A 13,640-nucleotide genomic window follows, 5' to 3' on the forward strand; every position below is an offset into this window, starting at 1 on the left:
GTCCGCGGGACCGGGTTAGTGTGCGCGCGTGAGTCTTTACGTCGTCATCGGATACGGGCCCGCCGGGGCGGCCACCGCCCGGCTGCTGGCCGGGCAGGGGCACACGGTACGGGTCGTCACCAGGTCCGGGCGGAGCCCCGAACCGGGCATCGAGCACCTCGCCCTGGACGCCGCGGACAGCGAGCGGCTGACCGCGGCCGCCCGCGGCGCGGACGCGCTCTTCAGCTGCGGCGCGCCGCCCTACCCGCGCTGGGCGGCCGAGTGGCCGGCGCTGGCCGCGTCCGCCTGCCGGGCGGCCGAGGCCACCGGCGCCGTCCTGGTCATGCTGGGCAACCTCTACGGCTACGGCCCGGTGGACGGCCCGTTGACCGAGGACCTGCCGCCGGCCGCGACGGGCCCCAAGGGCCGGGTGCGCGCCGCCGCCTGGGAGCAGGCGCGGGAGCTGCACGAGCAGGGGCGCCTCAGGGCGGTCGAGGTGCGGGCCTCGGACTTCTTCGGGCCCGGGGTGACCGACGGCGGGCACCTGGCCGCCCGGGTCATGCCCCGGCTGCTGCGCGGCAAGCCGGTCTCCGCGCTCGGCGACCCCCGCGCGCCGCACAGCTGGACCTACCTCCCCGACGTGGCCAGGGCGCTGGCCGAGGTCGCGGGCCAGGAGCGGGCCTGGGGACGGGCCTGGCACGTGCCGACCGCGCCGCCGCTGTCCACCCAGGAGATGGTGGACCGGCTGGCCGCCGAGGCGGGTACCGGCCCGGTCGCGGTGCGCGGGCTGCCGCCGGCCGTGCTCGGCCTCGCCGGCCTCTTCTCGCCGCTGCTCCGCGAACTGAAGGAGATCCGGTACCAGTTCGCGCGGCCGTTCGTCGTGGACGCCGGCGCGTACGAGGCCGCGTTCACGGTGCGGGCCACGCCCGTCGAGGAGCAGATCGCGGCGACGGTGGAGTGGTGGCGGACGCGGCAGGCCGCCGCCGGGTGATGCCGTCGGGCCGGTAACTCCCGTACGCTGCACGGGAGTTCGGGGCGCACGGGGGTAGTGGCGCAGTCGGCGGTGCAGCGGGCGGTGCAGCGGGTGCAGGGGTTTTCGGGGGAGCCGGGGGACCGGGGGAACTGGGGGGAACTGGGGGTTCATCACAGGGCAGAGGTCAGGGAAGCAGTGGGTTCGATGGGTGCTGCGGGCGCGGAGCGTTCGGCACGTGCGGAGCAGTCGGGACGGTCGGAGCGGCCGGAGCGGCCGGAGCGGCCGGAGCGGCCGGAGTGGTCGGGGCGGGCGCCGGGGGCCGGCGCGGCGCGGCGGGACGACATCGCGGTCGTCGGCATGGCCTGCCGCTTCCCCGGGGCGCGGAACGTCAACCAGTACTGGCGGCTGCTCACCGCCCCCGAGCCGCAGTTCGCCGCCGTCCCGGACACCCGGTGGCGCCGCGCCGCGTTCCTCACCGACAGCTTCCGCGACACCTCCGCGGCCTACACGGACACCATGGCCCTGCTGCCGGACGTGGACCGCTTCGACGCGGCGCACTACGGCATCCCGCCGCGCCGGGCCCGGTCGATGGACCCGCAGGCCCGGCTGCTGGTGGACCTGGCCCGCGAGGCGATCCAGGACGCCGGGTGGGAGGCCGGCGGCTTCGACCGCGAGGAGACCTCGGTGATCACCGCCCTCACCGAGAGCGGCTACCGCGACCTGAGCACCCTGCGGATCCGGATGCGGCAGCTGGCCGGCGGCGAGTTCGGGGCCCGGGCGGCCGACGCCCGCTGGCCGGAGATGGTCCGCGGCGTCGACGGGCTGCACGGCACGTCGGTGGCCGGCCTGCTGCTCAACATGGGCCCCAACACCATCAGTTCGGTCTTCGACCTGCACGGCGAGAGCTACGCCCTGGACTCGGCCTGCTCCGGCGGGCTGATGGCGGTGGCCAACGCCGTGCACGCCCTGCGCGCCGGCCGCTGCCGGATCGCGCTGGCCGGCGGCGCCCAGCTGATGCTCACCCCCGATCTGCTGGTGGGGCTGTGCCGGATCGGCGCGGTCTCGCGCAGCGGCCGCTGCCTGCCGTTCGGCGCGGCCGCCGACGGCTTCGTCCTGGGGGAGGGCGCCGGGGTGCTGGCGCTGCGGCCGCTGTCCGACGCGCTGGCGGCCGGCGACCGGGTCTACGCGGTGATCCGCGGCGTGGGCACGGCCAACGACGGGACGGTGCAGGGCGGTCTGCACCCCCAGGAGGCCGGCCAGCTGCGGGCGCTGCGCCGCGCCTACCGCGACGCCGCGCTGCCCCCGGACGCGGTGGACTACCTGGAGGCGCACGGCACCGGCACCGCCGTCGGCGACCCGGTCGAACTCGCCGCGCTGCGCGCCCTGCGCGGGGAGCGGGGCGCCCCGGCCTACCTCGGCGCGGTGAAGGCGGTGGTCGGGCACGCCCTCAACGCCGCGGGGATCGCCGGCCTGATCAAGACCGTGCTGGCCGTGCACCGCGGGGTGATACCGCCGCAGCCGGCGTACGCCCCGGCCGACCGCGGTGCCCTCGACGCCGCCCGGCTGACCGTCCCGGCCGCCCCGGTCCCCTGGCCCGGGGCCGGGCGGCCGCGCCGGGCCGGGGTGAGCGCCTTCGGCTTCGGCGGCACCGGGGTCCACCTGGTCCTGGAGGAGTGCGCGCCCGCCCCGGCCGCCCGCCCGGAGACCGGGACCGGGCCGTACCGCCTGGTGCTCAGCGCCCGCGACCGGGCCGGACTGGCCCGTTACGCCCGGGAGGTGGCGGACACCCTGGCCGCCGACCGGCCGCCGCTGGCCGCGGTCGCCGCCACCCTGGCCGGCCGCGCTCCCCTGGCGGAGCGGCTGTCCGTACCGGCCCGGGACCTCGCGGAGGCGGTCGCCGGGCTGACCGCGGCGGCGGCGGAGCTGGCGGCGGGCCGCGGCGCGCCCGGAGAGGCCCCCGCCACGGAACCCGTAGCGGAACCCGCCGCGGCCGCCGGCCCGGACGCCCGCCCGCCCGGGGAGGCGATACGTTCCGGCAGCGCGCGCATACCCCCGTGCACCCTCCCGCCCAGCCCGCTCGCCCCGCGCCGCCACTGGGCGGTGGACGCCTCGGCCCGTGAGGCCGGGGACCCGCCGCCCCCGGCCGCGGTACCGGAGGAGGGTCCCGTGGCGGCCCGCCCCGCCGCGGCCGGCGCCGCCGGCCTGGTCCGCGAGGAGGTGGCCCGGACCGGGGTCTTCCCGCTCGCCGACGTCGGGGACCGGATGACGCTGGTGGCCGACCTCGGCTTCGACTCCCTGATGCTCCAGGAACTGGAGGTCGGCATCGGCCGGCGGGCGCCCGGCTTCCGCACCGACGAGATGTTCGCCCCCGGCCTGACCGTCGCCCGGCTGACCGACCTGGTCGCGGCCCACCTCACCGCGCCGCCCGCCCCCGGCGCCCCGCTGCCCGCCCCCGGCGCCGCGGCGGACCCGCCCGCCGGTGCCGCCCGCCCCGGCGACCCGTACGCCGGGACCGCCCGGATCGAGGACTTCCCCGAGGTCCGGGACGTCGAGGAGCGGCTGCGGACGGTCGCCCGCAGCGGCGCGGACTTCCCCTACTTCCGGGTCCACCAGGGCACCGCGCGCGACACCACGCGGATCGGCGGCCGCGCGTACCTGTCCTTCGGCAGCTACAACTACCTGGGCCTGTCCGGCCATCCGGCGGTCAACGAGGCCGTCCACCGGGCGGTGGAGCGGTACGGGTCCTCGGTCTCCGCGAGCCGGGTGCTCTCCGGCGAACGCGACCTGACGGTACGGCTGGAGCGGGCGCTGGCCGGTTTCCTCGGCGTCGAGGACTGCCTGGCGCTGGTGAGCGGCCACGCCACCAACGTCACCGCGATCGGGCACCTGGTCGGCGCCGGGGACCTGGTGCTGCACGACGCCCTGGCGCACGACAGCATCCTCCAGGGCTGCGCGCTGTCCGGTGCGGCCCGGCGCCCGTTCGCCCACAACGACACCGCGCAGCTGGAGCACCTGCTGCGCCGCAACCGGTCGCGCTTCCGGCGGGTGCTGATCGCCGTCGAGGGCGCCTACAGCATGGACGGCGACCTGATCGACCTGCCCGCCGTGGTCGCGCTGAAGCAGCGCTACGGCGCGCTGCTGATGGTCGACGAGGCGCACAGCATCGGCACCGTGGGCGAACACGGCCGCGGCGTCGGTGAGTTCTTCGGCACCGACCGGTCCGCCGTGGACGTGTGGATGGGCACCCTGTCCAAGTCCTTCGCCAGCTGCGGCGGTTACCTCGGCGGCTCGGCCCGGACGGTGCGCTGGCTGCGCCACACCCTGCCCGGTTTCGTCTACAGCGTCGGCCTGTCCCCGGCCAACGCGGCCGCGGCGCTGGCCGCCACCGAGCTGATCACCGCCGAACCGGACCGGGTCCGCGCGCTGCGGCGGAACGCCGCCCTCTTCCTCCGGCTGGCCTCGGACGCCGGTCTGGCGACCGGAGCCAGCGCCCACACGCCGATCGTGCCGTGCCTGCTCGGCGACTCGGCGCGGACCCTGCGCGTGGCGGACCGGCTGTTCCGGCGGGGCGTCGTGGCCGACCCGATCTTCCACCCGGCGGTCGCGGAGGGCCTGGCCAGACTGCGGTTCTTCATCACCAGCGAGCACCGCGAGGAGGACATCCGCACGGCGGTGGCGATCCTGGCGGAGGAGGTGGCGGCCGTCGGACGGTGAGCCCGCCCGCCCGGCCGCCGGGCGGTGCGTGCCCGCGCGCCCGGCCGGCTCTCAGATCAGGGTGCGTTCGATCCGGCTGAGCAGGGCGTCCGTGCCGCCGCCCGCGGTCCCCGCGCCGTCGCGGCCGGCCGCGCCGTCCGGTTCCGTGGCGCCGGTGCCCCCGTCCCCGGCCGGGGCGGGCCGCTCGGCGGTGCCGCCCACCCGCTGGGAGAGCAGGTAGGCGATGATCTCGGCCTCCTGCTCCTGGACGTCGTCGTAGGTGGCGCGCAGCAGCATGTCCCGGACGAGGTCGGGGTCGAGGTTGGGGAAGAGCATGCGGGCGCTCGCCTCGTCCAGCCAGCCGGCTCCGCGGTGGCAGCAGATGATGTGGCCCAGCTCGTGCAAGATGATGTGCTCCTGGTGGGCGCCGGTGGTGTTGGCGTCGTAGAAGATGAGGTCCTCGTCGCGGGCGGCGACCCACATCCCGCACGGGTGCGAGGCCGGCATCTCCATCGGGACCAGCGTGATCGGGCGGCCGCGCACCTCGCCGAGGTGGCGGCACAGCTCGGCCACGTCGGCCACCTCGGGCAGGTCGAGCGCGGCGATCCGCCGGGCACCGGCCTTGCGGAGCTGCTTCAGGCGGCTGCGGCGGTCCTGGTCGGCCGACCGCCCCTTGCGGAGCCTCACTCCGCGTCCGCGGCGTCGGTGACCGGCGGCAGCCCCTGCATCTGGCGGTACTGGTCCATGATGGCGGTGATGGCCTGGAGGTTCTCCTTCTTCATCCCGGCCGCGCGCATCGCCACCGCGCGGACGCCGGACTGCCGCAGCGCCTCCAGCGCCGCGACCTCGCCGAGCACCGACTCGGCGACCTTGTCGTCGAAGAAGTAGGCGACCGAGACGCCGAAGAAGCGGGCCAGCGCGGCCAGCAGATCGGGGGAGGGGTTGGAGCGCTTGCCGGTCCGCAGCTGGGAGAGGTAGACGCCGCCGACGCGGAGCTCGGGATTGGTCTGCTTCAGCTCCTCCGCCACCTCCGCGTTGGTCCAGTGGCGGCCCTTGGGGCGGACCGTTTTGAAGAGGTTGTCCAGACGCACTGCCAGCACGGGCCGGTCATCGGTCTCCGACATGGTGAATCTCCTCCCGTCACCTCCTCGGAATAGCCCTCGGCTAATTCCCAGTTTCGCAGATTAGCTGTCAGTTGACAATCGGCCCGGACTCCGCCAACGTTGACCCCAGCCGATAGCTGGTGGCTAACTTTGCTCACGGGGGTAGCCGAGTTGGCTGCCGGCCCACCGGTCCGGCCCGGCCTTCGGGGGAACGGCCGGGGCGGACCGGCCGGGCGGGCCACCACCCGCCCGGTACGGCACGAAGGGGGACCCACGGGGGACCTGGGGACCCCACGGGGGGAGAACGGGGGAACGGGGGAGGATCCCGCCCGGACTGACGGGGGCAGACCGGGCGGGACCACCGCCGCACCGCGCCGCGGCGGGCCTCAGCGCGGGTCGCCGAGCCGCCGGTACGCGGCCGCGACCTTGGTGAGCCAGGCGACCTCCGCCGGGAAGTGGTCGGTGTCCCGGTCGTCGAAACCGCCCGCGTCCTTGCTGTCGGCGGGCCGGGTGCCGGTGCGTTTGGCGTGCAGCGCCTGCCGGATCTGCGCCGCCTCGGTGAACGCCTGCCGGGCCTCCTCACCGCCCCCGGCCGCCGCGCCGCCGGCGTCGCCGCCTGCCGTCCGGTCGATGTACGGCCGCAGGTCCCGCCAGCCGTCCCGGATCTCCACCACCCGGCGGTGCAGCCGGTAGTCGAGGTCGGAGACCGCGGCCCCCGGGGGCTCCAGCACGATGTCCGGCGAGGACTCGTACAGGTCCCGCCAGAGCGGGTAGAGCACCCGGTAGGACCGGTAGTTGCGCGCCCAGTTCGCCAGCCGGGTGACCGAGGCTCCCCAGGAGGAGATGGTCAGGCTGAGCGAGAGCACCAGGATGCCCGCCGCGCTGAAGACGTTGGACGCCAGCTGCCAGGGGCCGATGTCGATCCCGCACGCGGCGGTGAGGATGTTGACCGTCCTGGCCAGGCAGTAGAGGAAGAGCACCACCGCGGCCACCGACAGCAGCCGCAGGGCCTGCCGCAGCGAGGTCTTCCCGGCCATCCGGGCGTAGGGCCCGCACTGCCGGAAGATGGTCACGCACGGCGCCGCCTGGGAGGCGATGAAGACCAGGAGGTAGCCGAGGACCAGTGGTTGCCCGGTCCCGGTGTTGAAGTCCGTCGCCGGCCGCCCGGGGCCGTCCGCGACGAAGAAGAGCGCCACCAGCAGTGCGGTCAGCGCACCGCCGGTCAGCAGCCAGAAGCGGGTCTTGCGCGCCGCATCCTCGGCGGCGGTCGCCCAGTGCAGCAGGATGATCTGCGCGCTGACGCAGAACGCGACCGCCGAGACGTGCATCACGAGGATGGCGAGATTGCCGACGCCCAGGAAGCGGTCGCTCCCCATGGCGACGGCACCCATGGTGAAGGTGAGGCACTGGAGCACCAGGGTGATCACCAGGGTGCGGTAGGCGCTGTCCCCCCGGCTGCGCCGGAACTGGCTCAGCCGGTAGAGGAGCGCGGCGTACGACGAGAGCGCCGCGATGACGAAGCAGAGGGTTCTGAGGGTGTTCACGGTGTGATTCCCCGCCGGTGCCGGGCACCGGCGGTCGGTCTAGTCGGAGCCGCCGGCCGCGGGGACCGCGAGGCCGATGCCCTCGGCCGCCACGGCGATGGCGTAGTCGAAGAACGCGGACTCGTCCCGGACGCTGTCGTGGGTGCGGCTGAAGACCTGGAACACCAGCAGCCCGATCAGGTTGCTCCACAGCACGATGCCGCGCTCGATGAGGTCCGCGAACGGCGCCTCGGGCAGCCCGCCGAAGAGCTCCACCGCCTCCGGCAGCAGCAGCGGCGGACCGGGCACCGGCCGCCGGGGCGGGGTCAGTTCGCCGGCCTCCAGCGCCGCGCGCACGATGCCGGCCAGCACGCCGGGCGTGCGGGAGGCGGGCGGCACGGTCTCCGGCGGGGCGTGGTAACCGGGCACCGGCGAGCCGTAGATCAGCGTGAACTCGCCGGGGTGCGCGAAGGACCAGGCCCGCAGCGCGCGGGTGACCGCGAGCAGCCGCGCCCCGGCCGTCGCCCCTGCCTCCCGGGCGTCCCGGTCGGCCTCCTCCATGGCGGCGCCGGAGGCGTTGTAGGCGTCGATGACCAGCGCGGTCAGCAGCGCGTCCCGGTCCGGGAAGACGGCCTCGGCCTCGGGCACGGTCAGCCCGGCGGCCCCGGCCACGGTCTCCGGGGTCAGCCCGGCGGCGCCCAGCGGCTCCAGCAGCCGGCGCGCGGCGGCCTTGAGGTCGGCCGACGGCCCGGTGTGCTCCTCGGCGGCGTGTGCGTCCGTAACATCCATGGCCAAACCGTACCTGTCGGTTACCGGCCGGCCGGCCGCCGCCGCCCCGCCCCCGCGGCCGGGCACCACGATCCGGCCACCCGCCGCCCGGCCCGCCCGCCGCCCAACCCCGGCCCCCCGCCGGCCCGTTACGCCTCCCGGGCCGCCGAGGTGAGCGACATGTCCGCGTAGCGCTCGCCCGCCACCCGGCCGGCCAGCGGCTCCAGCAGCGCCAGCTCCCCGGCGGTCAGCTCGATCCGGGTGGCCGCGGCGTTCTCCAGCAGCCGGGCGCGCCTGCGGGTGCCCGGGATCGGCACCACCGCCAGGCCGTGCACCCGGGCCCGCTGCTGCACCCAGGCCAGCGCGATCTGCGCGGTGGTGGCGCCGCGTTCGGCCGCGATCCGGTGCAGCGGCGCGAGGAGGGCCGCGTTGGCCTTGGCGTTCTCCCCGGTGAAGCGCGGCAGCAGCCGGCGGAAGTCGCCGCCGGACAGGTCGGTGCCCGCACCGGTGAACGTCCCCGTCAGCAGGCCCCGGCCCAGCGGCGCGTACGACACGAACGCCACCCCCAGCTCGGCCGCCGCGCCCACCGCGCTGCGTTCGACGTCCCGGCTGAAGAGCGCCACTCCGTCTGGAGGGCGGCGATCGGGTGCACGGCGTGCACCTCCTCGGAAACCACACCTGGCAGCAAAAAAGACCCTCCCGAAGGAGGGTCTTGCGTGGAGCGCCCCCGGCAGGACTCGAACCTGCGGCCAAGTGCTTAGAAGGCACCTGCTCTATCCACTGAGCTACGGGGGCCGGTGGTGGGCGTGGATCACGGACCGCGGACCAGGATAGAGGTCCGGGTGCCTCGTCCCGGTTGCTTCACCTCCGTGGCACGTTGTGGAGGTTCGGTGAAGCGATCCCGATAATCGCAGGCAGGTACGAATCCTGCACGGCTTTTGACGCCTCGCGCGGCGGGTGTTGTGCACTCGTTATGCCTGTGCCTTGATTATCCCGAAAATCCCATTTGCTACCTATCTCGTTCTGTCGTGATCTCGCGCCGTACACAAGGGGCTATACGCTTCAAAAACCTAACGAAATTGGGCATTCTGCACATGTGGTGACCTTGGACGTAGGACCCCGGCTGATCGACGCACTGTCCGTTCTGCGCGACCGTGTCGACGCCGCACGTTTCCCCCTGCCGCTCCGGGGCGCCGCCCGGGCCCGGCGCAACCGGGCCGAGCTGCTCGCCCAGTTGGACGACTATGTGCTGCCCCGCCTGCGCGCGCCCAGGGCCCCGCTGCTCGCGGTCGTCGGCGGCTCCACCGGGGCGGGCAAGTCCACCCTGGTCAACTCACTCGTCGGGCGGCGCGTCTCGGAGGCCGGGGTGCTCCGGCCGACGACGCGGACGCCGGTGCTGGTCTGCCATCCCGACGACCACCGCTGGTTCGCCGGCCGCCGGGTGCTGCCCGGCCTGACCCGCGTCTGGGTACCGGAACAGGACGGCGGGGAGGGGGATGAACGGGGCGGCGACGGGGCGGGCGGCCCCGGGGAGGGCCGCGGCCCCGTAGCGGGCGAGCCGGGCCTGCCGACGGTACGGATCGAGACGGACACCGCGCTGCCCAGCGGGCTGGCGCTGCTGGACGCCCCGGACATCGACTCCCTGGTCGCCGGCAACCGCGAACTGGCCGCCGAGCTGATCTGCGCCGCCGACGTGTGGGTGCTGGTCACCACCGCCGCCCGCTACGCCGACGCGGTGCCCTGGCACCTGCTGCGTACGGCGAAGGAGTACGACGTCACGCTGGTCACCGTGCTGGACCGGGTGCCGCACCAGATCGCCGGCGAGATCTCCGCCCGGTACGCCGAACTCCTCCACCGCGCCGGGCTCGGCCACGTCCCCCGGTTCACCATCCCCGAGCTGCCGGAATCCGCCGGCGGAGGCCGCGGGCTGCTGCCCGCCACGGCGGTCGCCGGACTGCGCGAGTGGCTGGAACGGCACGCCGAGGACCCGGCCGCCCGCGCGGCCGCCGCCGACCGGACCGCGTCCGGCGCCCTGGCCTCGCTGCGCAGCCGGCTCCCCGCGCTGGCCGGGGCCGCCGCCGCGCAGCACGCCGCGGCCCTGCGGCTGGCCGGCCGGGTCGAGGAGGCGTACGAGGCGGCCGCCGAGCGGGTGCGGCGCGAGGTCGCGGCCGGCGAGGTGCTGTCCGGTGACGCCCGCGCCCACTGGTACGCGCAGGCGCTCGGCGGGCGGGCCGGCGACCTGCTGGACGCGCTGACCCAGGGGCTCACCGCCCTGCTGGTCTGCGCCGTCGAGGAGGCCGACGAGCGGGCCGCGAACGCCTGGCGGCGCGACGCCGCGGCGGCCGAGGTGGCGCTGACCGCGGCTGCCGGGGCGGCGGGCGCCGCCGACCGGATCGGCATGCTCGTCCGGCGCTGGCGGCGCTGCCTGGAGGAACTCGCCGAGGAGGAGGCCCGGGAGGCGCGCGGCGGCCAGGCCGGTGAACGGGCCGAGCCGGCCGACGCGGAGGAACCGGCCGCCCTGCTGGCCGCCTCCCTGCTCGGCGGGCGCCGCGCCCGTACGGCCGGGGAGAACCTCGCCGACCTGCTGGGGGCGCAGAGCGCGCTGCGCCTGGGTGACCAGGGTGCCCGGCTGCTGGCCCGTTACCTGGCGGACGTGCTCGACGGTGAACGGGAGCGCCGGCTGGCCCCGTTGGACCGCCTGACCGTACCGCCGGAGCAGCAGGCCGCACTGATCGCCGCGCTCTCGGTCGTCCAACGGGAACAGCGCCGGAAGCGCCCTCCGGACGAACGGCAGCCGGAGCGGCGGACGGGGCGCGAACCGGACCGGGAGCCGGACCGAGGGGAGACGGGCCGGGAGACGGCCCTGGAGACGGAGAGCGGGCGTCGGGCGGCGGACCGCTGCGAGCGGGAAGAGGCGGTGACCGGGTGACGACGACCGGGGAATGGGCGCGACCGGCGGAGAGCGGGGCAGGGGAGCCCGGAGAGGGCGGAGAGCCTGGTGTGGTCGGAGAGCCTGGTGTGGTCGGAGAGGTGGCTTTGGGTGGGTGTGCGGGAGGGTTTGCGGAGGCGGACTTGGACGGGGGCACGCGTACGGGTGCGCGGGGGGCGGGGGCGCGGTATGCCGGTGCGTGGGACGACGGGGTGATCGCGCGGCGGGTGCGGCAGCCGGGGGCGGGGGTGGCCGGTCCGGTGGGTGGGGCGGCACCCGGGGTGGGTGGGGTGGTGCCTCAGGGGCGGGAAGCGGTGCTTCCAGGTGAGGGGGAGGGGGGCGCGGGGGCTCCCACGGGTGGGGCAGGCGGGGCCGAGGTCCAAGCTCCCGCCCATGTCTCCGCCCCCGCCCACGTTCCCGCCCCCGCCCAGGTCTCCGCTTCCCCTCTGGCCGCCGCCTCCGGAACGATCGGCAGCGGGGACGAGGAGGAAGTCGGCGGCCCCGGCTACAAGTGGGTGCCCGGAGGGACCAGGAGGGCCGCCGAGGAGGGGCTGCGGCCCCGGTTGGAGGCGCTGCGGGAGCTGATCGCGCTGTCCCGCAGCCGGCTGGAGGGGCCGGTGCTGGACGAGGCGGGCCGCGTCCTGGAGGCGGCCGACGAGCGGTACCGGCTGTCCGGTGAGCACACCGTCGTCGCCCTCGCGGGGGCGACCGGCAGCGGCAAGTCGTCGCTGTTCAACGCGTTGGCGGGGGCGGTCAGGTCGGAAGTGGGGGCGCGGCGGCCGACGACCGCCGAGCCGGTGGCCTGCGTCTGGTCCGGTGGCCGGCCGGGGGCCGAGGGGCTGCTGCGGCGGCTCGGGGTGCCGGTCCACCGCCGCCACACCGCGCAGAGCGGCCCCGAACTCTCCGGGCTCGTCCTGCTGGACCTCCCCGACCACGACTCCTCCGCCACCGTCCACCGGGAACAGGTCGACCGGCTGCTGAAGTTGGTGGACGCGGTGATCTGGGTGGTGGACCCCGAGAAGTACGCCGACGCGGTGCTGCACGAGCGCTATCTGCGGCCGCTGGCGGGCTACGCCGAGGTCACCTTCGTCGTGCTCAACCAGGTGGACCGGCTGCCCGGTGACGCGGCCGACCAGGTCGTGGACGACCTGCGGCGCCTGCTGGACGAGGACGGGCTGGCGCTGGGTGAGCACGGCGAACCGGGCGCCACCGTGCTGGCGCTCTCCGCCGCGACCGGCGAGGGGGTGGCGGAACTGCGGGAGGCGCTGGCCCACTTCGTGGCGGAGCGCGGGGCGGCCGACCGCCGGCTGGCGGCCGACGTGGACGCCGCGGCGGAGCGGCTGCGGCCGGTGTACGTGGCGGAGAGCCGGGTGGGGCTGACCGGGCGGGCCCGGGAGGAGTTCGAGGACCGGCTCGCCGAGGCGGTGGGGGCGGTGGCCACCGGGCGGACGGCGGAACGGGACTGGCTCCGGCACGCCGAGCGGGCGTGCGGTTCGCCGTGGTCGCAGCTGCGCTCCGGGCGCAAGGGGCGCGGGGCGCGCCGGACGGCGGTGGCCACGGCGGCCGGGGAGCCCGTCGCCACGGACCGCGCACGGATCGCACCCCCGCGTACGGGCGCCGGGCGCGGGGGAGCGGGGCATACCGGGGCGGGGGACGGTGGGGCGGGGCACGGCGGGATGGACGCCCGTGGAGCGGGAGCCGTCCGTACCGGTGGCGGTGAGGGGGACGCGGGTGGCGCTTCCGTCCCAGCACCCGGGCATGGCTCCGGCTCCGGCCCCCGTACCGGCCCCGGCTCCGGCCCCGGTACCAGTGCCGGTACCGACGGCGGTACGAGGGCGGACGCCACGACCGGTGCCGGTAACGGCAGCAGGACCGGCGCGAGGGCCGGCACCGGTAGCGGTCCCGTTGGTGGGCAGGCGGCCCGCCCGATGGTGGAGCAGGCCGTCCGGGCCGTGGCGGCGGAGGCCGCGCGCGGGTTGCCGGTGCCGTGGGCGCAGGCGGTGCGCGAGGCGGCGGTCCGGGGCGCCGACGGGTTGCCGGAGGCGCTGGACGCGGTGGCCGCCGAGGCCGAGGAGGCGCTCCGGCGGGGGCCGGAGGCCAGGCCGCGCTGGTGGACGGTGGCGGCCGCCCTGCAAGGGCTGCTGTTCGTCTTCCAGGTGGTCGGCGTGCTGTGGCTGGTGGGGGCCGTAACGGGTGTGACGCCCGCGGCGGAATGGCCGGCCGGGCTGCTGCCCGCGGTCGTGGGGTCGGTGGGCGGACCGGCGCTGACCTGGTTGTGCGGGGCGCTGGCACGCGGCCCGGCCCGGCGGTACGGCCAGGACGCCGAACGCCGGCTGCGGGAAGCGGCGGCGGGCCGCGGACGGGCGCGGGTGCTGGAGCCGGTGGCCGCGGAACTGCTGCGGTACCGCGAGGTGCGCGAGCGGTACGCGGTCGCGTCGGGTGCGTGAGGCGGACAGGCGGGCGCGGCGGACGAGGCGGACGAGGCGGTGACGGGCGGCGGGCCGGGTGGCCCGCCGCCGCTCTGCCGAGGCCCCGCTGACGTGCGCCGTGCGCCGACAGCCGTGCGTCGTTCGGCCGTGGGGCTCCGGCTCCGGCGTCCGGCCTCCGGCGTCCTGCCTCCTGCCTCCTGCCTCCTGCCTCCTGCCTCCTGCCTCCTGCCTCCTGCCTCCTGC

General features: G+C 76.3%; 8 protein-coding genes, 1 tRNA gene and 1 pseudogene. 4 read left to right on the plus strand and 6 right to left on the minus strand.

The window, feature by feature from the left end; genetic code table 11:
- Window positions 1-28 precede the first annotated feature (28 nt).
- Both MUU72_RS20110 and MUU72_RS20115 read left to right on the plus strand, forming a co-directional pair.
- Window positions 29-970, plus strand: a complete 942-nt coding sequence (locus MUU72_RS20110; RefSeq protein ID WP_248014713.1) for an NAD-dependent epimerase/dehydratase family protein — start codon at window positions 29-31, stop codon at window positions 968-970.
- Between the two features lie 339 nt (window positions 971-1,309).
- Window positions 1,310-4,666: an aminotransferase class I/II-fold pyridoxal phosphate-dependent enzyme gene (locus MUU72_RS20115; RefSeq protein WP_248014728.1), complete on the plus strand. Its 3,357-nt coding sequence runs from the start codon at window positions 1,310-1,312 to the stop codon at window positions 4,664-4,666.
- Between the two features lie 51 nt (window positions 4,667-4,717).
- On the opposite strand, the gene MUU72_RS20120 is transcribed toward MUU72_RS20115, so the two are convergent.
- From MUU72_RS20120 to MUU72_RS20145, 6 genes and pseudogenes are all read right to left on the minus strand, one after another.
- Window positions 4,718-5,332 carry a toxin gene (locus tag MUU72_RS20120; protein WP_248014714.1) on the minus strand — a complete coding sequence of 205 codons (615 nt, stop codon included), beginning with the start codon at window positions 5,330-5,332 and terminating at the stop codon, window positions 4,718-4,720.
- Entirely contained in the window at window positions 5,329-5,769 is a 441-nt protein-coding gene (locus MUU72_RS20125) for a helix-turn-helix domain-containing protein (RefSeq protein WP_248014715.1), read from the minus strand. The genes MUU72_RS20120 and MUU72_RS20125 overlap by 4 nt, the downstream gene beginning before the upstream one ends.
- A 365-nt stretch (window positions 5,770-6,134) precedes the next feature.
- Window positions 6,135-7,292, minus strand: a complete 1,158-nt coding sequence (locus MUU72_RS20130) for an MAB_1171c family putative transporter (RefSeq protein ID WP_248014716.1) — start codon at window positions 7,290-7,292, stop codon at window positions 6,135-6,137.
- 39 nt (window positions 7,293-7,331) lie between these two features.
- On the minus strand, window positions 7,332-8,060 hold the full coding sequence (locus tag MUU72_RS20135) for a TetR/AcrR family transcriptional regulator (RefSeq protein WP_248014717.1): 729 nt from the start codon (window positions 8,058-8,060) through the stop codon (window positions 7,332-7,334).
- 128 nt (window positions 8,061-8,188) lie between these two features.
- A pseudogene (locus MUU72_RS20140) lies at window positions 8,189-8,703 on the minus strand (aldo/keto reductase); the annotation flags it as partial.
- 58 nt (window positions 8,704-8,761) lie between these two features.
- Window positions 8,762-8,834, minus strand: a tRNA-Arg gene (locus MUU72_RS20145).
- Between the two features lie 310 nt (window positions 8,835-9,144).
- Here MUU72_RS20145 and MUU72_RS20150 point away from each other — a divergent pair.
- On the plus strand, window positions 9,145-10,968 hold the full coding sequence (locus MUU72_RS20150) for a dynamin family protein (RefSeq protein ID WP_248014718.1): 1,824 nt from the start codon (window positions 9,145-9,147) through the stop codon (window positions 10,966-10,968).
- A 515-nt stretch (window positions 10,969-11,483) separates the two neighbouring features.
- Window positions 11,484-13,415, plus strand: a complete 1,932-nt coding sequence (locus MUU72_RS20155; RefSeq protein ID WP_248014719.1) for a YfjP family GTPase — start codon at window positions 11,484-11,486, stop codon at window positions 13,413-13,415.
- Window positions 13,416-13,640: the final 225 nt, after the last annotated feature.

It is taken from the genome of Streptomyces rhizoryzae (assembly GCF_023155275.1).
GTDB classification, from domain to species: domain Bacteria; phylum Actinomycetota; class Actinomycetes; order Streptomycetales; family Streptomycetaceae; genus Streptomyces; species Streptomyces rhizoryzae.

What these genes read in the sequence shown, in the direction of transcription:
- MUU72_RS20115 (WP_248014728.1), top strand. Translation starts at nt 1,310, where the DNA reads ATGGCCTGCCGCTTCCCCGGGGCGCGGAACGTCAACCAGTACTGGCGG.
- MUU72_RS20125 (WP_248014715.1), bottom strand. Translation starts at nt 5,769, where the DNA reads ATGTCGGAGACCGATGACCGGCCCGTGCTGGCAGTGCGTCTGGACAAC.
- MUU72_RS20135 (WP_248014717.1), bottom strand. Translation starts at nt 8,060, where the DNA reads ATGGATGTTACGGACGCACACGCCGCCGAGGAGCACACCGGGCCGTCG.